Consider the following 18,021-nt stretch of genomic DNA (forward strand, 5'->3'; position numbering starts at 1 on the left):
GCCCCTGGCGCGTTCCAAGAGAGCACAGTGTGCTGTGCGGTACTTCCGTGAGAGAGGCAGCTTCCGGATGGCGCGTGGCGGAAACGGCCCCCAGAACGGCATGCCCCGGGGCGTGCGGCCGCTGACGGTGGGCGATCCGGTGATCATCGGACGGTACCTGCTTCTCGGCCGTCTCGGCAGTGGCGGCATGGGCGTGGTCTACCTGGCCGAGCGGCCCGAGGGCGGCCTGGCGGCGGTGAAGACCCCGCACTCGATGCACCTGTCCGATCCCACGCTCCGCGCGAGGTTCGCCGAGGAGGCCGAGTTCTCCCGGCGCGTGGTGCCCTTCCACACCGCCACCGCGATCGAGGACGGCTTCGACAACGGCCGGCCCTACCTCGTCACCGAGTACATCCCAGGGCCCTCGCTCTCCCAGGTGGTCGTCGACGGCGGTCCGCTCACCCCCGATCTCGCCTACGGCGTGGCGCTCGGTGCGGCGGCCGCCCTGCTCGCCACCCATGAGGCGGGGCTGGTCCACCGTGACCTCAAGCCGGCGAACGTGCTGCTGTCTCCGCGCGGCCCCTACGTCATCGACTTCGGAATCGCCCGCGACGTGGACGCCGCCACCGCCCACACCCAGGCCGGCCAGATCATGGGCAGCCCCGGCTGGGTCGCCCCCGAGCGGCTGACCGGCGGCCCCGCCATCCCGGCATCGGACGTCTTCTCGTGGGGCTGTCTCGTCGCCTTCGCCGCCACCGGCCTCCATCCGTTCGGCACAGGGGAGCTCGACGTCGTCAGCCGGCGGATCCTGGTGGAGGAACCGCGCATCGCGGGTGTGCCGAGGCTGCTGTGGGACAGCGTCTCCGCGTCGCTGCGCAAGGAGCCCGCCGAGCGCCCCGACGCCGGGGAACTGCTGTCGGCGCTGCTCGCGGTGGGTGGGATCGCCATGCCGGGGGACGTCCGCGACGCCGTCGGCCGCATCATGGCGGAGATCTGGCAGCCGGTGCCGTACCCGGAGGACGACGAGGAGGACACGGCCGAGCGGCCGGCCGGCAGGACGTCGCGCCGCAGGGCGGGCGGCCACGTCACCCACGCGGGGTTCGCGGCCCTGGCGACGGTCACGATCGCCGCGATGACCGTGGTGGCGACCGGGTCCGGGGTGGCGCGCCTCAGAGGGGGCACCGAGCCGCCACCCCCCGCCCCAGTGGTGATGCCGGGAGACGAGGGCGTGTCGATTCCCCAGCAGACGCCGCCGCCTCCGAGTCCGTCGGCGACCGGCCTCAGCCCGATCATCCGTACGACCGTCACCGCGACGGCGTCCCCTCCCATCGTGCGGGTGGAGGCGCCGTTGCCGCCGCTCCCGCCGGTGGACCCGTGCTTCGTCCGGGCGGGCCGGCCGAAGGACTGCGTGCCGTCGCAACCGTCGCAACCCCCGACGCCGGCGCCGCCGTCTCCCGCCGGCCCCCAGCCGTCGCCCGACGACAGCGGCGTCTCGCCCCAGCCGAGCCCCTCGCCCGTGCCCAGCCCGGAGCCGAGTCCGTCCCCGAGCCCGAGTCTCGTCCCCCCGGCAGGCTGACCGGTCGCGGGCGTGGTGCATCCTTGGGCGCATGCAGGCAGCGCTCGAACTGAACGACATGACCGTCCGCGTGGTCGGCCGCACCCTGGTGTCCGAGGTGAACTGGAGGGTGGATCACGGGCAGCACTGGGTCCTCCTCGGACCCAACGGCGCGGGCAAGACGACGATGCTCTCGGTGGCCGCGGCCGTACGGCACCCGAGCTCGGGCAGCGCCACGGTCCTGGGGCGGCGGCTCGGCCGGACCGACCTGCGGGAACTGCGGCGGGACATCGGGCTGGTGGCGGCAAGTCAGCGGCTGGTCGACGAGGCACTGCTCGAGGAGGAGGCCGCGACGGCGCTGACGGTCGTCCTCACGGGGCACACCGGGACGAGCGCGCCGCTGTGGGACCGGTACGGCGACGCCGAGCGGGAGCGGGCCCACCGGATGCTCGCCGATCTCGGCTGCAAGGAGCTTGCCGACCGCCCCTTTCTGGTCTGCTCACAGGGGGAGAAGGCGCGGATCCGGGTGGCCAGGGCGCTGATGGCGGATCCGGCGATCCTGCTTCTCGACGAGCCGTTCGCGGGACTCGACCTGCCCGCGCGGGAGGACCTGATCGAGGCGCTGGAGGATCTCGCGAGCACGCGTGACGGGCTGACGACCGTGCTGGTCACGCATCACCTGGAGGAGGTGCCCGCCACCACCACCCACGCGTTGCTGATGAAGGACACCCGCGTGCTCGCGGCGGGCCCGGTGGGGGAGGTCCTCACCGGTCCCGCCCTGTCGGACTGCTTCGGCCGGCCACTCCGGCTCGACTCGGTCGACGGCCGGTGGTACGCGCGGGCCACCCGGGCCTGACGCGCGTCACGCGGGGCCGGCCCCCGGCGGGCGCGTTCGCTCAAGGATCAGGCCCCGCCGGTGGCCGTCAGATCCCGAGGGGTGACCTGCGGCTCCGTGACGGGGCCTGGGTTTCCGACCGGCAGTGCCGTCGCCGGGGTCAGTGAGCCTCATTGATCACTGTGCCCGATCGATCAGTGATCAGTGGGCCTCGGCGAACTGCTCCTCCTCGGTGGAGCCCTTGAGGGCGGTGGTCGAGGAGTCCGGCGCGATGGCCGTGCTGACCAGGTCGAAGTATCCGGTGCCGACCTCGCGCTGGTGGCGGGTGGCGGTGTAGCCGCGCCCCTCGGCGGCGAACTCGGCCTCCTGAAGCCCGACGTATGCGGTCATGCCGTCCTCGGCATAGCCGCGGGCGAGGTCGAACATCGAGTAGTTCAGCGAGTGGAAGCCGGCGAGGGTGATGAACTGGAACTTGTACCCCATGTGGCCGAGCTCGCGCTGGAACTTGGCGATCGTGGAGTCGTCGAGGTGCTTCTTCCAGTTGAACGACGGCGAGCAGTTGTAGGCGAGCATCTGGTCCGGGTGCTGCGCCTTGATCGCCTCGGCGAACTCGCGTGCCACGTCGAGATCCGGCGTGGAGGTCTCCATCCACAGCAGGTCGGAGTAGGGCGCGTAGGCCAGGCCGCGGGCGATGCAGGCGTCCACGCCGTTGCGGACCCGGTAGAACCCCTCGGCCGTGCGCTCGCCGGTCGCGAACAGGCGGTCGCGGGGATCGACGTCGCTGGTGATCAGCGTCGCGGCCTGGGCGTCGGTCCGCGCGATGACCAGCGTGGAGACTCCGCAGACGTCGGCCGCGAGGCGGGCCGCGTTGAGGGTCTTGATGTGCTGGCCGGTCGGGATCAGCACCTTGCCGCCCAGGTGGCCGCACTTCTTCTCCGAGGCGAGCTGGTCCTCCCAGTGCACGCCCGCCGCACCGGCGGCGATCATGCCCTTCATCAGCTCGAACGCGTTGAGAACGCCGCCGAAGCCGGCCTCGGCGTCGGCCACGATGGGCGCCAGCCAGTGCGGGGCGTCGTCCTCGCCCTCCGACCAGGTGATCTGGTCGGCGCGCAGGAGTGCGTTGTTGATGCGCCGGACCACGGCGGGAACCGAGTTGGCGGGGTAGAGGCTCTGGTCGGGGTACGTCTGCCCGCCGAGGTTGGCGTCGGCGGCGACCTGCCAGCCGGACAGGTAGATGGCCTTCAGGCCGGCCTTCACCTGCTGGACCGCCTGGTTCCCGGTCAGCGCGCCGAGGGAGTGGACGTACTCCTCCGAGTTGAGCAGGCGCCAGAGCCGGTCGGCGCCGAGCCGGGCGAGGGTGTGCTCCTCCTGCACGGAGCCGCGGAGCCGGACCACGTCCTCGGCCGTGTAGGTGCGCTCCACGTCCTTCCAGCGGGGGTCGGTCTCCCATTCATGGCGTAGTTGCTCGGCCTCAGCGGCGATGCGGTCCGTCATGTCCGTCACTCCCTCGTTGCGTGCTGTGCCGTCACCTGGGTGCTTATTTCGAGTTTGTTCCCGGCATCGGAGGTCAACAAGGCGAGATGTCGTGAAAGAACCGGGAAATTTTCTTAGATTCGAATACCGGCCGGTATTTTGTAGGGAAGAATCGTCAATCTTCTCCTATGGACTAGACCAATCTGAGCGCGGGGGTGTGCGAGAGGCTGGAAGAAAGGAGGAAATTCCGCTTAGGATCGAGCCATGCCGTCCTTGCTGGGTGAAGAACCACTGTCTTTGACGCAGGAGCTCGACCTTCTGGCCTTCGGCCAACGCCTGAAGCACCTGCGCAGGCAACGTGGGCTCACACTCTCCGAGCTCGGTGAGCGGGTGGGGCGCGCGCCCAGCCAGCTCTCCCTCCTGGAGAACGGCAAGCGCGAGCCGAAGCTGTCGCTGCTGAAGGCCCTGGCCACCGCGCTGGGCGTCCCCGTCGAGGAACTGCTCCGCAGGCAGGCGCCCAACCGGCGGGCCCAGCTGGAGATCGCCCTGGAGGAGGCCCAGCGCGACCCGCTCTACACGAGCCTCGGGCTGAGCAGGCTCAAGGTCTCCGCCCGGGTGCCGAACGACGTGCTGGAGCACATTCTCGGCCTGTTCGACGAGCTCAAAGCGCGTGAGGCGAAGGGCACGGCCACTCCGGAGGAGGCGCGGGCGGCCAACGCCGACCTGCGCCGCGAGCAGCGGGAGCTGGGCAACTACTTCGAGGACATCGAGCAGGCGGCCGCCGAGGCCCTCGCGGCGGTGGGCTACCGGATGGGCGCGCTGTCGGAGAGCACCGTCCAGGCGCTGGTCTCGCACTTCGGGTTCACCGTCCACCAGGCGCAGGACCTGCCGCGCTCCGCCCGGTCGGTGACCGACCTCAGGAACCGGCGGATCTACCTCAAGCGCGAGCAACTCGGCATGCACACGCCCCGGACGATCCTGCTGCAGACCCTCGGCCACTTCGCGCTTCAGCACCACAAGCCCCGCGACTTCGCCGACTTCCTGCGCCAGCGGGTCGAGGCGAACTACTTCGCGGCGGCCGTCCTCGTCCCGGAGACGGCGGCCGTGCCGTACCTGCTGGAGGCCAAGCAGGACAAGGCGCTGTCCGTCGAGGACCTCAGGGACGTCTTCGCGGTCTCCTACGAAATGGCGGCCCACCGGTTCACCAACCTCGCCACCCGTCACCTCGACCTCGTGTGCCACTTCGTGCGCAACGACGCGGGCGGCATCATCTACAAGGCCTACGAGAACGACGGGATCGTCTTCCCCGCCGACGAGCAGGGGGCGATCGAGGGCCAGCGGCTCTGCCTGCGGTGGTCCGGCCGGCAGGTGTTCCAGTCGCCCGACCGGTTCTCGCTGTACTACCAGTACTCGGACACCCCCACCGGGACCTACTTCTGTGTGGCCCACGTCGACCCTTCGCAGGAGAAGGACTTCGCGATCACGCTCGGCGTGCCGTACCGGGAGTCGCGCTGGTTCCGCGGCAGGGAGACGACCAGCAGGACCAAGTCCAACTGCCCGAACGGCGAGTGTTGCCGCCGGCCGCCCGCTGATCTGGCGCAACGGTGGGAGGGGTACGCCTGGCCCTCGGTCCTGGCCAACTCGCACATCCTGGCCGCGCTGCCGCCCGGTTCGTTCCCCGGCGTCGACGAGGCGGACGTCTACGCCTTCCTCGACCGCCATGCGTCGTCCTGACCATCCTCTCGGCCGGTCCCCGGGGCTCCGGGGTCCGGCCGGCGCACCGTAGGGTGATGGCCGTGGACTCAGAGGGCGACGAGAGGATCATGCGTGCTGCCTGAGGTCGAATCCTGGCTGCGCAGCCGCACCACGTCGTCCGCCGACTGGCCCGTCAGCACGTTGATGGCGGCGAAGGGGGCCACGCGGATCAGCGTGGTGCTCCCGGCGCGCGACGAGGCGGAGACGGTGGGGGAGATCGTCGGCGCGATCCGGCGCGACCTCGTCGAGTCGGTGCCCCTGGTCGACGAGCTCATCGTCATCGACTCCCGGTCGACCGACGACACCGCGGCCCAGGCCGTACAGGCTGGGGCGAAGGTCTTCGCGCAGGACGAGATCCTGTGCGAGCTGGAGCCCCTCGACGGCAAGGGCGAGGCGCTGTGGAAGTCGCTCGCGGTGACGACGGGCGACCTCATCGTCTTCGTCGACGCCGACCTGCGGGAGTTCCGCACCTCGTTCGTGACCGGGTTACTCGGGCCGCTCCTGGCCGACCCCTCGGTGGCGTACGTGAAGGGCTGCTACGACAGGCCGCTGTCGGGGGTGCAGGGAGCGGGCGGGCGGGTCACCGAACTCGTCGCGCGGCCGCTGCTCAACCTGCACTGGCCGTTGCTCGCCGGCTTCGTCCAGCCGCTCTCGGGTGAGTACGCCGGACGGCGCAGCGCGCTGGAGCGGGTGCCCTTCGTGAGCGGGTACGGCGTCGAACTGGCCCTGCTGATCGACATGCTCGAGTTCGCCGGGCTGGACGCGCTGGCCCAGGTCGACCTGGGCAGGCGGGTGCACTCCCATCAGTCGACCGAGGCGCTCGGCGGGATGGCGGGCCAGATCATGCACACCGCGTGGTCCCGCCTCGAACGGCAGGGAAAGATCGTTTCCTTACACGTCCCGTCGGCGCGGGTGACCCAGTTCCGCCGGGGCCTGTCCGGCCACGATCCACTTGTCAGGGACGTCACGGTGGCCGAGCGCCCGCCGATGGTCACGGTGCCGCAGTACGCAGGCAGAGGGTTGTAGCGCCCAGTCGGACACTCCCTAACCCGGGGGTGAATTATCCGAGCCTGTTACTGGCGAGTAGCATTCCTCTCCATTGATCCCGCTTTCGGCTTTCCATGGACAGGACTCGATGACCGACAACACCACGGGCTTCTACCCCGAGCTGAGTGACGACGTCCGCGAGGTACGTGACTGGGCGCGCGAGTTCGCCCGTGACGTCATCCGTCCTGCCGGGGCGGAATGGGACGAGCGGGAGGAGACTCCCTGGCCGGTCCTGCAGGAAGCGGCCAAGATCGGCCTCTACTCCCTCGACTTCTTCGCCGCGCAGTGGTTCGAGGAGTCCGGGCTCGGCCTGCCGGCGACCTTCGAGGAACTGTTCTGGGGTGACGCCGGCATCGGCCTGTCCATCGTCGGCACCGGCCTCGCCGCCGCGTCCCTCGCCTCGAACGGCACGCCCGAGCAGATGGGGGAGTGGCTGCCCCAGATGTTCGGCTCCGTCGACGACATCAAGCTGGGCGCCTTCTGCGCGTCCGAGCCCGACGCGGGCAGCGACATCGGCTCGATCCGCACCCGCGCGGTCTACGACGAGGCGGCCGACGAATGGGAGCTGAACGGCGTCAAGACCTGGGTCACCAACGGAGGCATCGCCAACGTGCACGTGGTCGTCGCCTCGGTCGACCCGTCGCTCGGCACCCGCGGCCAGGCGTCGTTCGTGGTCCCGCCGGGCACGCCCGGCCTGTCCCAGGGGCAGAAGTTCAAGAAACACGGCATCCGCGCCTCGCACACCGCCGAGGTCGTCCTGGACCACGTGCGCGTCCCCGGCTCGTGCCTGCTCGGCGGCAAGGAGAAGCTGGACGCCCGCCTGGCCAGGGTCCGCGCCGGCGCCAAGAGCGGCGAGCAGGCCGCGATGCGCACGTTCGAGTCGACCCGGCCGCTCGTCGCGGCCATGGCCGTCGGATTGGCCCGGGCGTCCTTCGAGTACGCCCGCGACTACGCCAGGGAGCGTGAGCAGTTCGGCCGGAAGATCGGTGAGAACCAGGCGGTGGCCTTCCTCCTCGCGGACATGGCCACCCGGATCGACGCGGCACGGCTGATGACCTGGCGGGCGGCGTGGATGGCCAGGCACGGGCGGCCGCTGGACCACGCCGAGGGCTCGATGAGCAAGCTCGTCGCCAGCGAGACGGCGGTGTGGGTGAGCGAGCAGGCCATCCAGATCCTGGGCGGCGCCGGCTACACCCGTGAGCACCCGGTGGAGCGCTTCCACCGCGACAGCAAGATCTTCACGATCTTCGAGGGGACGTCGGAGATCCAGCGTCTCATCATCGGCCGCGCCGTCACCGGCCTGCCCGTCCGGTAATACCCCCTCCATTGGGGCCTGCGTGGTTTCGCCCTCGCTTGAGGACCGTGATCCGCTGTGTGGGTGGCCTGTGCGGGGCGCGGCTCAGCTCATCCAGTTGACCAGGAGGCCGATGGGGATGGACGCGGCCAGGCCGATCAACAGGAACATCCACTCGCGGAGCCGTGCGGCGCGGATGGACTTCTCGGTCTCTCCGACGAAGAGCTTGCGGATCTTCTCTGCTTCGTCCTTGTTGACTTCGAGTAGGTGCTGCTGGTGTTCGGTTTCCTCGAGGAGAGCCTGACGGGTGGCCTGCTGGGCCTCGAGGTCGCGCCGCAGGTCGTCCATGAGCGCCGTAGCTTCGGTGAAGAGTGAATTGACGCGGGCGACGCGGCGTTGGAGACGTTCGCGGGGATCTTCCTCCGCTCTGGCGAGGGCCAGTTTCGCGCGGGCTATGTCCTCACGTGCCATCAGTGCTGCCACGCCCCATACAAAGGCGAAGCAGGCGGCCCATCCGATCCCCGGCACGTCCGGAATCCCTTCAACGCCCAGATTGATCGCGCCTCTGTACATCCCGTAGAAGCAAGCGACCGTGATGGAAGCCATCACGGTGCAGGTGATGATGGTGACCCATATGTACCTGTGCTGACGGCGAGCCATGGCTTATTTGATCGCAGGGAGCCGACGGGTGAAACAGGTGTGATCGGATCGCGATCAGTCGGCCTCGCAGCACGTCCGTCGGTACGCGTGCACGACCGCGCACGGCGGCGGCCGCCCAGGCGGTCCGTCCAGTGCTGATCTCCTCGACGAAGCGTTGTTTAAGGGCCCGACGACAGGCGGCCGAGAGGCAGCGGTGGGGAGATCATCTCGGCGGGGCGACAGTCGTTCCCGTCCGGGTCCGGCCTGCACTCGGTCGAGGCCGAGGAGCGGTGCACCATCACGAGGAGTTGCCACCAGACAGTACCGGCGAAGATCGCTGCGAGTGAGGAGTCCTTGACGTTCCCGGCAGGCTGGAGGAACCGCGACCGTGCGCACATCCACACGTCGCCGTTAAGGGACACTGCGGCCTTGGCGTGGCCGCACCGGCCGCACAATTCGCCGACGATCGTGGCGGTGGCGTGAGTAGCTCGGCCGACGCCGTGCATCCTGTCCATGCGGACTAGGGGAACGCCGATCGCGGTCATCTGGTCGTGAGCTTCCTGGGCGCGCTGCCCGTTGCCCGTGTCGACGATGCCGACCTGGAGCGGGATACCTCTCTGTATGGCCTCGCGGATGTTCGCGAGGGTGCGGCCGTGCGAGCCGCGTCGGCCGGTGATCTTTTCGTGCTGTTCCGGGTCATCGGAGTAGTACGACGTGGACAAAGACACGGCGGGCTCGGACAGCAGGCCCCACAGGCTCTCACGCACCTGGTAGAGGTTGCTGTGGACTTGCACGCGCAGGCCTTGGTCGAGCGCGCGCCCAATCAGATGCTCGAAGTCCGGGTGCATGGTCGGCTCACCGCCGATGATCTGGACGGCAGTGATTCCGGCGGCCGGTGCTGAGATGATCAGCCGCTCCCAGTCGTCCGTGTTCATGGTGCCGCGCAAGATCGTGGGACCGGATTCGGCCTGGTAGGGATCGCATTCGAGCCGGCCGGTGATGTCCAGTTCGAGGAACGTCACGGGGGCCGGCGCGGAGGCGGGCACCGTGGTCGGGAGTTCGTGCGGTGACGCCATGGCGCTCCCTTGTTCGTGGAGATGGGGTTGGCGGTCCCAGGGCTGCCTGGAAACGGCCCCGGGACCGGGTCCCAGATCACGACGTCGTGGGTCGTGTCTCGGTGGGGTTGGCCTGGCGGACATCCCCGGGTGCCGCTGGGGTGGGCGCGGCGAGGAAGGAGATGGGAGGTCCGCCAGACCTCCGCCTCGGCCTTCTGCCTGCCGTCCCGCAGGTCGGCAGGCGTTTCGGCCCAGACGATTCGGCATTCACGCGGGTCGCCTACGTGAAAGGCGGTGAAGGTCCGGCTGCAGAGGTCGTACACGATGACCCAGGCGGGGTCATCGCCTGGATGTGCTCGGCGTGGGCGATGTTCTCCTGATCAAACCGGGGAAGCGACATCGCCCACCTCCTCGCCGAACCAGAGGGCGGCGAGTTCGGCCGCCACGTGCGTGATGCGTCCGCTGGCCAACAGTTCGCCGAGATCGGCGCCGCGAATCGTCGCATAGTCGTCTGCTAGCCCGGCCGCGGCGGTCGGCACGAAGTACCGGAGGCGGACGAACGGCCTCTTGCGGTTGCCGTCGATGTTGGGCACGGACCACCAGATGCTGCGGCCGTCAGTTCGTGCGAGGAGGCCCACGAAGACGGACACCACGGCTTCGTCGCATCCCGGCACGTGCACGTCGGCTGGGATGTTGTGCTTGGTGGCAAGCACGTTGACCAGGTGCCTGGCGACCTGTTCGGCGCGGCCTACCCGCTCCTCGGGGAGGACCTCGCGAACGATCTCGATCATGACTGTACATCCCCTCGTCGGGGCCTACGCAGCGCTGGGAACGGGAGGCGCACGTACTGCTCAGTTGGAGGCGCGGGAGGGAACAGGCCCGCCCCGTTGACGCGTGGGGTCACGACATCAAGGCGCTTCTCGATGTCTTGGGCAAAGAGCACGGCCATGCGGGGGGCTCCTGGGCGAGAGAACAGGTTGGTTGCGCGCATCGGCGTTCACCGAAGCCGACGCTACGATCGCGTCTCTCGCATCCTCAAGGGGATTGCTCGCTATTGCTCAGCAGCGGACAGGTCGTGGAGAACCTGGGTCATGAGCGCCACGGCTTCGCGACCGTAGACGGCGGCGCCGTGCATCAGGTTGAAGATCTTGCCGTACAACTCGATCTCCTCCTGCTGCGTCAACGTCAGGTGCGCGGCGAAGGTCTCGACCTGCACAATCCGATCGTCGTACAGGAAGAACCCGTGAACCGGCGCCTTGGGTAGCCGGGCCGTGAACGGGACCACACCCAAGACGACATTCGCCAGCGACGTGGTCACCATGAGCCGTTCGATCTGCCCCTTGAGCGCGTCGACCGGACAGAGGCGGTTTCGGAGAACGGCCTCGGTGAGGATGAAGTGGAAACCCTTACCCGCCTGATACAGCACGTCCTGGCGAGCCATCCTCGCGGCCACGCCGGCGTCGAGATCGTCAGGGATCTGGTGGACTCGGATCGACTGGGTGATGATGCTCCGCGCGTACTCACTCGTCTGAAGGAGACCCGGCACGGTGGACGGCTCGAAGACCCTGGTCACCGTCGTCTCAGCCTCGATCGCTGCGATCTGCTGCTGCCGGGCGGTCGTCCCGGAACGCAGGTGCCGCCGCCATTCGGCGTAGGCCAACTCGAGACTTCGGAGTTGCGCGAGCAGCGATGGCACCTGATCTTCGGTGCCAGTCGCTGCTGCCCATGCGCGGATGTCGTCTTCGGTCGGTGTCTGCTTCCCGTGCTCGATCTTGGAGACCTTGGTCGCCAGCCAGTGCAGGGACTCGGCGAACTGCTTTCCGTTCAGGCCGATGTCGAGGCGCAGTTCACGTAACCGGGTCCCGAGCGCTTCCCGGGTCTGGCGGACGTTCGGCACGATCAGCCCTTGGTGTACTCGGTGTGAGGGATCGCATAGTGCCAGGCGGCGTCACGCCAGGCGCAATGCTCCACGACCTGAGCCGGAACTTCGATCAGTTCGGCCCCCAACAGCCGACTGTCTCCCCCATCGTCGAACCACAGCCGCGCGACCAGCCGGGAGTCGAAGAGCCAGTAGTCCCACGACGGCAGCGCGCTGACGCTGGTGTGGTGGCGCGGCAGGTACCGGATGTCCTCTCCGACCGATGCGTTTCCGGCCGTGAGTGCCAGCGTGTATCGCGTGTAGTCGCCGTGCGGTTCGGTCACGACGCGGACCCTCTCGACCCGTTTTCCGGCCGACGTCGCGTCCCTCATCAGGTCGAACCAACGGACGCGCTGAATCTTGTTGAGCCGGTCGAGTTGCTCGGCCTCGCCGGAGAGGAACGCCGCGAACCTCTCCCGCTCGCTGGGCTCGTTGTACTGATCGCGGAGTTCCAGGCGGAATGCAGTGTGCTCGAAGCTGGTGAACAGGCGAAGGAAGTCCTCACCTGTCACGAGATCGGTCACGGCTGGGCCTCCCGGTGAAGCAGTAGGACGTCGGCAGGGATCTCGACCAGGGTCTCGTCCGGTGCCAGGTCCCGGACATCGGCGAGGGCCTGGGCGTCCTCGACCTTCACGCCCTGGACGACGTAGGTCCCGCGGTCGGTGAGGTACAGGGCGGGGCACCCACCCTCGTTGGATCCGCCGGTCTTGCCGAGAAACGTTAGCCGCATTGCCGTCTCCTCGTGATAGGGATTGCTCGACATTGCTCGCATGCTCAGCATCGGCTGGGCACGAGAGGTCGTCAAGCGAGTGGTGTAGTTATGCGATGAGACAGCGGATAGATCGACATGGCGAAGCGCACAGCACCCAGCTCGGCCGCGCGGTGACGGGCCCAGCTGTTCGGTAGTGCACCCCGCAGGCCGCTCTCAAGTGATTGTGGCCCTCCACTGACCACGCTGGAGATGAATCGCCCCCTCGGGGGTCACGCGTGCAGCGGCACCGTACAGGGGAGGTGCTCCGTGCTGGAGCCAGTAGTCGCACCTCGTCGAGGAGGTCCCATAGTCGACGGGGGCCGCCCTGGTGGACCATGGGCGGGCCGTGGGTCGAGACGGCGCGAGCCCATGATCCGTCCTCGTGGACCATCAGCGCGGTACGGCTCCCCGGCTCCTCCGAGTAGTGGTGTTCGATCCCCGGTACGGTGATCTCCAGCATCGACCGGACATCCCACGTCTGCAGGAGATCGAGGATGGGGAATCTGGCTCGGTCGACCGTGTCCCCGTCCGCGGTCCGTGCAGTCTCCATGAGGTCGGCCAGGCCCGGCGGATAGTCCTCTCCGTCCCTGGTCCGCATGAACATGGCCCAGTCTCGCTCGATCTGGCCGACGGCACCGCCCTCCTGGGTCTTCCGCCCGGTGAGGATGAGCGACGTGTCGATGATCGTCGTTGCGAACCGACCGCCGACCCTGAGCGCCTCCAGCCATGACGCGGGGATGGGTCTGACCGAAACGGTGGCCACGATCCGGTCGAACCCGTCCGGCAGCGGCCCCGTCGCGTCGACCGTTGCCAGGCGCGGCTTCAGCCCGGTCTTAGCGAGCCGGTCACCGGCGGCTGCGGTGAGGTACGGGTCGACGTCGACGGATGTGACTCGGTCGTCGCCGACTCGGTTACAGAGCAGGGCGGTGCCGTACCCGGACCCGGTGCCGACGTCCAGGATCGTGTGCCCATCTCCGATGCGAGCGTGCCGGTACATCTGCAGCAGCAGGCCAGGGAGAGTCGAGGATGATGTCGGCCACCCTTCCGGGTGGTCGCCTGGGGCGGCCTGGTCGGCATGCAGTGCGCCGACGCGTGTGACCAGGGTCCGGTCCTGGTAGATGGTCTCCAGCCACCGCTCGTCACCTGGCCTGTTGCTGAGCTCCCAGCGGTCGTCGCTCCACGTCCACCAAGAGGGCACGAAATGCCGTGGAGTATCAGCGATGGCGGCGCACCAGCGTGAACCCTGATGGGTGACACGGTCGGCGAGCCGCGCAGCGTGGGTTTTCCAGCTCATGAAGTCATCTTCCCTGCCGCGCCACCGGTACGGGCAGAACGAGAGCATTGCCCTCGCGTGATCTCGGTCAGGGCGTTTCGCGTTGCATCCTGACCTGGTCAGGTGCGCGCGGAAAACCCCGCCGGGCCGCACCCCGCGGAGGGGCCGGTCTACTGGCCCGGGCGAGACCCGGCCTGACCCCAGGTGACGTGGATGGACCCGAGAAGGTTGAGCGCCTGGGCGCTGGGGCTGCCGACTTCGGCCTGGTAGACGATGAGCTGCTGACCCGGGGCATCCCGTACGTCGAACGCCTGGTAGCTGAGAGACAGGGCGCCGACGTCCGGGTGTGAGAACTCCTTGGCCTCCTGGGTCTTGCCACGCACCGCGTGGGTGTTCCACAGGTCGCTGAAGTCCTTGCTGCGCTCGGTGAGGGTGCGGACGAGCTCGCGCAGGCGCGGGTTGTGCGGGTCGAGGCCGGAGGCGTGCCGCAGGCTCGCCACCGCGGCCTGCGCCGTCCAGGCCCATCGCGAGTAGAACCGCCGGCCCGCCGGATCGAGGAAAACCATGCGGGCCAGGTTGTCCGCCTGCTCGAACGGCGAATGCAGGGCCTCCGCCAGCGCGTTGGCCGCCAGGATGTCCAAGGACGGGTTGATGACGAACACCGGCGAGGCCGTGAAGCCGTCCATCAGCTGGCGCAGGGCCGTACTGACCCGGTCCGTGGTGGGGGTGAACCGGACGCTCGGTGAGGTCCCCGCCAGCCCATACAGGTGTGCGCGGGCGTCGGCCTCGAGGCGCAGGGCACGGCTGAGCGCGTCGAGCACCTGGGACGAGGGATGGCGTTCGCGGCCCTGCTCCAGGCGGGAGTAGTAGTCCGCGTTGACGCCGGCCAGGACGGCGACCTCCTCGCGGCGCAGTCCGGCGACCCTCCGCACGCCGTGGCTCGTCATGCCGACGTCCTCCGGCCGCAGGCCCGCCCGGCGCGCGCGGAGGAAATCCCCCAGTTGGTTTTCCGGCATGGCTTCAGGCTAGGCCGCGAGGCGGCGGGCCGCCTGGGTGTGGCACACCCAGGGAGCAGACGTCCTGGCCGCATGGAGGTCGGCCTGCCTGCACAGACGCTGTCGTGCGGCACAGGCCGCGATCAGCTGATGCGGTTGACCAGGATCCCGATCGGGACGGACACGACGGCGGAGGCCGCGAATCCGAGCACGAAGAACATCCATTCGCGCCTCCGCTCGGCGCGGAGGGTCTCCTTGGTCTCGCCGATGAGGATTTCGCGGATCCTCTCGGCCTCACCCCTGTTGACCGCGAGCAGTTGCTGCTGGCGTTCGGCCTCGGTGATGAGCGCCTGACGGGTGGCCTGCTGTGCCTCGACGTCTCGCCGGAGGTCGTCCATGAGGGTGACCGCTTCGGTGAACGCCGCGCTCACGCTCTCCACCCGACGGCGCAGCCGCTCGCCCGGATCCTCACCCGCCTGTTCCAGGGCCTTGCGCCGTCTCCGGGACGCCCACAGGAACTGGGTGGTGATCAGTAGAACGCTGCCGGCCGCTGTTGCGGCCACGACGGTCAGGTTGTCGGCGGACAGAGCGCCGACGATCGTCAAGGCGAACGCCCCGGATCCGGCCAGCACGGCGGAGAGGGTGATCGCTGGGTTGTCGCTCGCGTACCGAAGTGTCTGGGAAAAGGTGCCTTGTCGCCGGCTCACGGTCTCATTGCACCGTGACCGCAGGGTCCCGCACCAGAAAGTTGATCAGATCGCGATCGGTTCGCGAGCCCGTTTCGGGCCATGAGGGAGGCCCCACGCCCACCGGGGCGGTCTCAGGTCGGGGACTCCCGGCTCACCTGATCATCGGGGATGCGTGACGCGCAGCTTGGACTGCTTGTGCCGAGACCGTTCCCAGTCACCCATGAATTCGGCCTTCAGCCCATGCTGTTCGGCGAGCCCGATGAGCGTCTCCGTCCGGTAGTAGAAGTCCTCGCGGAGGACGTGATGTTCGGCCTTCTCCGTCCGGTCGAAGGTGAAGTCGAAGAACCCGTCCGGGTGAAGGATCCGTCCCACGTGCCGCAGGCATTCGTCGATCACGTCGATCGGGTTGTGGGAGAACACGCTGTGCGCGTGGATCACGGTGAAGTGCGCGTCGGGAAGGGAGGCGAAGGTGAGGTCCTTCACCAGGCTCAGATGCGGCAGCTTCGCCTGCAGCCCGTGCTCCGTGACGGTGTCCGCGGCGGCCATGAGGATCTCGGGGGAGATGTCGACGCCGTAGTAGTTGCCCGTCTCGAGATGCTCGACGAGGCGCCAGCCGAGCCGCAGGTTGCCGCAGCCGATGTCCAGGACCCGATCCTGCGGTGTGAGCCCGTGCTTGACCAGGTAGTCGAACTGCATCCTGCCGACGCGCAGCCAGCTCGCCCGCCGGTGGCTGCCGATAGCGCCGTCCGCGGTCATATCCCGGATGTCGGCCCGCATGACCTCGCGGTAGTACGAGACGTGGTCCCGTGTCGTGCTCCGCAGCTTCGCGTCCCGGGCCAGGCGCCTCAGATGCGGCCAGACCTTCTTCGGATGGCGTAGCGCGTACGTCAACTGGTAGGTGAGGCGCGACCGCGGGCGTGCGACGTAGGGGTGTCGTTTCACTCACTCCACGTTAGGGGTCGGCGCCGATCCGTGACCGGAACCTGGGAGGATGATCAGGAAAGGACGGCCACGGAAACGGTGTGACGAGGGCAAAGGCGCGGGCTGCGAGTGGCTCGTCGCCCGCTCGAGCCGTATGCCGTCAGGCCGTCACCCCGACGACGCCGGGAGGCGATCGGCGGGTGCGAGGCCCGACTGCAGCGCGGCCGCCTCCGCCGTCTGGGAAAGCAGCATGGCGATGGTCATGGGACCGACACCACCGGGCACCGGGGTGATCAGGCCGGCGCGGGTCGCGGCGGCGTCGAAATCCACATCGCCGAGGTTGCCGGGGTTGTAGCCGGCGTCGATCACCACGGCACCCGTCTTGATGTCCTCGCCGCGGATGAAGCGCGGGCGGCCCACCGCGGCGACCAGGACGTCGGCCTCCCGGACGATCGATTTCAGATCGCGGGTGCGCGAGTGGCAGTACGTGACGGTCGCGTCCCGGGCGAGCAGCAGCATGCCGGCAGGCTTCCCGAGGATCGCGCTGCGGCCGACGACCACGGCGTGCCTGCCCGCCAGATCGACGTCGTAGTGATCCAGCAGGCGCATGATTCCAGCCGGTGTGCAGGACACGAAGCCGGGCAGGCCGAAACTCATCGCGGCGAACGAGCGCATCGTGACCCCGTCGACGTCCTTGTGCGGGGCGATGGCCTCGAACGCGGCCCGTTCGTCGATGTGGGCGCCCACCGGGTGCTGCAGCAGGATGCCGTGCACCCCGGGGTCTTCCGACAGGGCCGTGATGGCCTCGACGAGCTCCGCCGTCGTGGTCGCCGCGGGCAGGGAAAGGTGCCGGGAGGCGATGCCGGCCTTCTCACATCGGGCACGCTTCATCCGGACGTAGGTCGCGGAAGCGGGGTCGTCTCCCACCAGTACGGTCGCCAGGCACGGAGCCTCGCCGGTCTGTTGTGTGACGGCCCTGGCCGTGGCCGCACTGTGATCGAGGATCTGGCGGGCGAGGCGGGTGCCGTCCATGAGACGGGCGGTCGGTGTCATCGGCACGGGCTGCTCCAGGCGTCAGGTGATCTCGCCCAGGCGCACGGCATTGACGATGTCCGCCGGGCCGCTCCCCGGTGGTGCCCCACCTCAGCGCCAGTCACGACCCGGATCAACTCTAACGGGGATGTTCCGATCGGCGCGGCGCACCATGGGGGTCGCCGGGGTCCGGCCCGGTCACGCGAAGATCTCGTTCCACTCGCGGACGTACCAGTTGCGGACCACGCCGTTCAGGACGAAGGGGTCCTCCCTGGCGAACGCCTCGGCCGCTTCGCGGGTGGTGAACACGGCCATCGAGCCTTCGTTCTGCGGGTCCCCGAAGGGGCCGACCATCAGGAGCGTGCCCCGGGCGTGGAACTCGTCGAGCAGGGCGCGGTGGGCGGGAAAGTGGGCGGGAGCCTTCGACGCGGCGTCGTCGCCGGAGTCGTAGAACATCACGTACTTCATGAAACCCTCCAAGCGTAAGTGTCGGCTAACGCTATCGGTGAGGGCGGCCGGGACGCGAGCCCTTTCCGGCTGGGGTGTGCGGCTCAGAGCTCGCCGAGTTCGCCGAGGGGTTTCGTCCAGAAGTCCCGGTCCTGCGGTGCCTCCCCGGCCATGGGGTCGATGACGACCTGCGTGATCAGGAGGAAGGTCTTGTAGTCCTCGTCCTCGCCGACGCGGATCTGGCCGCGTGAGATGAGCCGGTCCCAGTGGTGTTGTTCGGCTTCGACGCGCGGCAGGAGCTCGTCGCGGCTGAGTGTCCGTGCTTCCTCGACGGTGAGTCGCTTGAAGGCGGCCATGCCGCCG

19 protein-coding genes and 1 riboswitch are annotated in these 18,021 nt (G+C 68.8%); of the genes, 5 read left to right on the forward strand and 14 right to left on the reverse strand.

Annotation, left to right across the window (positions count from 1 at the left end):
* Positions 1 to 67 precede the first annotated feature (67 nt).
* Positions 68 to 1,555 carry a serine/threonine-protein kinase gene (locus tag Pka01_RS31640; RefSeq protein WP_203886610.1) on the forward strand — a complete coding sequence of 496 codons (1,488 nt, stop codon included), beginning with the start codon at positions 68 to 70 and terminating at the stop codon, positions 1,553 to 1,555.
* Between the two features lie 31 nt (positions 1,556 to 1,586).
* A complete protein-coding gene (locus Pka01_RS31645; RefSeq protein WP_203886611.1) occupies positions 1,587 to 2,390 on the forward strand; it encodes an ABC transporter ATP-binding protein in 804 nt (267 codons plus the stop codon).
* A 180-nt stretch (positions 2,391 to 2,570) separates the two neighbouring features.
* Here the strand turns inward: Pka01_RS31645 and aceA are convergent, their stop codons facing one another.
* On the reverse strand, positions 2,571 to 3,863 hold the full coding sequence (aceA, locus tag Pka01_RS31650; RefSeq protein WP_203886612.1) for an isocitrate lyase: 1,293 nt from the start codon (positions 3,861 to 3,863) through the stop codon (positions 2,571 to 2,573).
* A 243-nt stretch (positions 3,864 to 4,106) separates the two neighbouring features.
* On the opposite strand from aceA, the gene Pka01_RS31655 reads away from it, so the two are divergent.
* The 3 genes from Pka01_RS31655 to Pka01_RS31665 all read left to right on the forward strand — a co-directional run bounded on the left by Pka01_RS31655 (position 4,107) and on the right by Pka01_RS31665 (position 7,959).
* Positions 4,107 to 5,576, forward strand: a complete 1,470-nt coding sequence (locus Pka01_RS31655; RefSeq protein ID WP_373318199.1) for a helix-turn-helix transcriptional regulator — start codon at positions 4,107 to 4,109, stop codon at positions 5,574 to 5,576.
* Between the two features lie 93 nt (positions 5,577 to 5,669).
* Complete coding sequence (locus Pka01_RS31660; protein WP_203886613.1) at positions 5,670 to 6,623, forward strand: glucosyl-3-phosphoglycerate synthase; 954 nt, start codon at positions 5,670 to 5,672, stop codon at positions 6,621 to 6,623.
* Positions 6,624 to 6,732: 109 nt separating this feature from the next.
* Positions 6,733 to 7,959: an acyl-CoA dehydrogenase family protein gene (locus Pka01_RS31665; protein ID WP_203886614.1), complete on the forward strand. Its 1,227-nt coding sequence runs from the start codon at positions 6,733 to 6,735 to the stop codon at positions 7,957 to 7,959.
* 84 nt (positions 7,960 to 8,043) lie between these two features.
* On the opposite strand, the gene Pka01_RS31670 is transcribed toward Pka01_RS31665, so the two are convergent.
* From Pka01_RS31670 to Pka01_RS31730, 13 genes are all read right to left on the reverse strand, one after another.
* Positions 8,044 to 8,544, reverse strand: a complete 501-nt coding sequence (locus Pka01_RS31670; RefSeq protein WP_203886615.1) for a hypothetical protein — start codon at positions 8,542 to 8,544, stop codon at positions 8,044 to 8,046.
* 212 nt (positions 8,545 to 8,756) lie between these two features.
* Positions 8,757 to 9,653, reverse strand: coding sequence for a radical SAM protein (locus Pka01_RS31675; protein WP_203886616.1), 897 nt, complete (start codon positions 9,651 to 9,653; stop codon positions 8,757 to 8,759).
* 359 nt (positions 9,654 to 10,012) lie between these two features.
* Positions 10,013 to 10,423: a hypothetical protein gene (locus tag Pka01_RS31680; protein ID WP_203886617.1), complete on the reverse strand. Its 411-nt coding sequence runs from the start codon at positions 10,421 to 10,423 to the stop codon at positions 10,013 to 10,015.
* A 260-nt stretch (positions 10,424 to 10,683) separates the two neighbouring features.
* Positions 10,684 to 11,529: a helix-turn-helix domain-containing protein gene (locus Pka01_RS31685; protein ID WP_203886618.1), complete on the reverse strand. Its 846-nt coding sequence runs from the start codon at positions 11,527 to 11,529 to the stop codon at positions 10,684 to 10,686.
* Positions 11,530 to 11,531: 2 nt separating this feature from the next.
* Complete coding sequence (locus Pka01_RS31690; RefSeq protein WP_203886619.1) at positions 11,532 to 12,074, reverse strand: DUF6879 family protein; 543 nt, start codon at positions 12,072 to 12,074, stop codon at positions 11,532 to 11,534.
* Positions 12,071 to 12,280: a hypothetical protein gene (locus Pka01_RS31695; protein ID WP_203886620.1), complete on the reverse strand. Its 210-nt coding sequence runs from the start codon at positions 12,278 to 12,280 to the stop codon at positions 12,071 to 12,073. The genes Pka01_RS31690 and Pka01_RS31695 overlap by 4 nt, the downstream gene beginning before the upstream one ends.
* Before the next feature lie 88 nt (positions 12,281 to 12,368).
* Positions 12,369 to 13,595: a methyltransferase domain-containing protein gene (locus tag Pka01_RS31700; RefSeq protein ID WP_203886621.1), complete on the reverse strand. Its 1,227-nt coding sequence runs from the start codon at positions 13,593 to 13,595 to the stop codon at positions 12,369 to 12,371.
* 149 nt (positions 13,596 to 13,744) lie between these two features.
* Positions 13,745 to 14,590, reverse strand: a complete 846-nt coding sequence (locus tag Pka01_RS31705; RefSeq protein WP_203886622.1) for a helix-turn-helix transcriptional regulator — start codon at positions 14,588 to 14,590, stop codon at positions 13,745 to 13,747.
* Between the two features lie 122 nt (positions 14,591 to 14,712).
* On the reverse strand, positions 14,713 to 15,201 hold the full coding sequence (locus tag Pka01_RS31710) for a hypothetical protein (RefSeq protein ID WP_203886623.1): 489 nt from the start codon (positions 15,199 to 15,201) through the stop codon (positions 14,713 to 14,715).
* A 216-nt stretch (positions 15,202 to 15,417) separates the two neighbouring features.
* Positions 15,418 to 16,200, reverse strand: coding sequence for a class I SAM-dependent methyltransferase (locus Pka01_RS31715; protein WP_203886624.1), 783 nt, complete (start codon positions 16,198 to 16,200; stop codon positions 15,418 to 15,420).
* A 147-nt stretch (positions 16,201 to 16,347) separates the two neighbouring features.
* Positions 16,348 to 17,232 (reverse strand): bifunctional 5,10-methylenetetrahydrofolate dehydrogenase/5,10-methenyltetrahydrofolate cyclohydrolase, encoded by an 885-nt coding sequence (locus tag Pka01_RS31720; protein ID WP_203886656.1) that lies wholly within the window; start codon positions 17,230 to 17,232, stop codon positions 16,348 to 16,350.
* Positions 17,233 to 17,258: 26 nt separating this feature from the next.
* Positions 17,259 to 17,346: riboswitch (ZMP/ZTP riboswitch) on the reverse strand.
* A gap of 63 nt (positions 17,347 to 17,409) precedes the next feature.
* Positions 17,410 to 17,679 (reverse strand): YciI family protein, encoded by a 270-nt coding sequence (locus Pka01_RS31725; protein ID WP_203886625.1) that lies wholly within the window; start codon positions 17,677 to 17,679, stop codon positions 17,410 to 17,412.
* Between the two features lie 83 nt (positions 17,680 to 17,762).
* The gene (locus tag Pka01_RS31730) at positions 17,763 to 18,014 is read right to left on the reverse strand and encodes a hypothetical protein (RefSeq protein WP_203886626.1); all 252 of its coding nucleotides are present in this window, start codon (positions 18,012 to 18,014) and stop codon (positions 17,763 to 17,765) included.
* Positions 18,015 to 18,021: the final 7 nt, after the last annotated feature.

Source organism: Planotetraspora kaengkrachanensis, assembly GCF_016862895.1.
Classification (GTDB): domain Bacteria; phylum Actinomycetota; class Actinomycetes; order Streptosporangiales; family Streptosporangiaceae; genus Planotetraspora; species Planotetraspora kaengkrachanensis.

Bases quoted from the DNA above. Each gene is read 5' to 3' on its own strand.
- Pka01_RS31640 (WP_203886610.1), top strand. From the start codon at position 68: ATGGCGCGTGGCGGAAACGGCCCCCAGAACGGCATGCCCCGGGGCGTG.
- Pka01_RS31645 (WP_203886611.1), top strand. From the start codon at position 1,587: ATGCAGGCAGCGCTCGAACTGAACGACATGACCGTCCGCGTGGTCGGC.
- aceA (WP_203886612.1), bottom strand. From the start codon at position 3,863: ATGACGGACCGCATCGCCGCTGAGGCCGAGCAACTACGCCATGAATGG.
- Pka01_RS31655 (WP_373318199.1), top strand. From the start codon at position 4,107: ATGCCGTCCTTGCTGGGTGAAGAACCACTGTCTTTGACGCAGGAGCTC.
- Pka01_RS31665 (WP_203886614.1), top strand. From the start codon at position 6,733: ATGACCGACAACACCACGGGCTTCTACCCCGAGCTGAGTGACGACGTC.
- Pka01_RS31670 (WP_203886615.1), bottom strand. From the start codon at position 8,544: ATGGCTTCCATCACGGTCGCTTGCTTCTACGGGATGTACAGAGGCGCG.
- Pka01_RS31675 (WP_203886616.1), bottom strand. From the start codon at position 9,653: ATGGCGTCACCGCACGAACTCCCGACCACGGTGCCCGCCTCCGCGCCG.
- Pka01_RS31680 (WP_203886617.1), bottom strand. From the start codon at position 10,423: ATGATCGAGATCGTTCGCGAGGTCCTCCCCGAGGAGCGGGTAGGCCGC.
- Pka01_RS31695 (WP_203886620.1), bottom strand. From the start codon at position 12,280: ATGCGGCTAACGTTTCTCGGCAAGACCGGCGGATCCAACGAGGGTGGG.
- Pka01_RS31700 (WP_203886621.1), bottom strand. From the start codon at position 13,595: ATGAGCTGGAAAACCCACGCTGCGCGGCTCGCCGACCGTGTCACCCAT.
- Pka01_RS31705 (WP_203886622.1), bottom strand. From the start codon at position 14,590: ATGCCGGAAAACCAACTGGGGGATTTCCTCCGCGCGCGCCGGGCGGGC.
- Pka01_RS31720 (WP_203886656.1), bottom strand. From the start codon at position 17,232: ATGACACCGACCGCCCGTCTCATGGACGGCACCCGCCTCGCCCGCCAG.
- Pka01_RS31725 (WP_203886625.1), bottom strand. From the start codon at position 17,679: ATGAAGTACGTGATGTTCTACGACTCCGGCGACGACGCCGCGTCGAAG.
- Pka01_RS31730 (WP_203886626.1), bottom strand. From the start codon at position 18,014: ATGGCCGCCTTCAAGCGACTCACCGTCGAGGAAGCACGGACACTCAGC.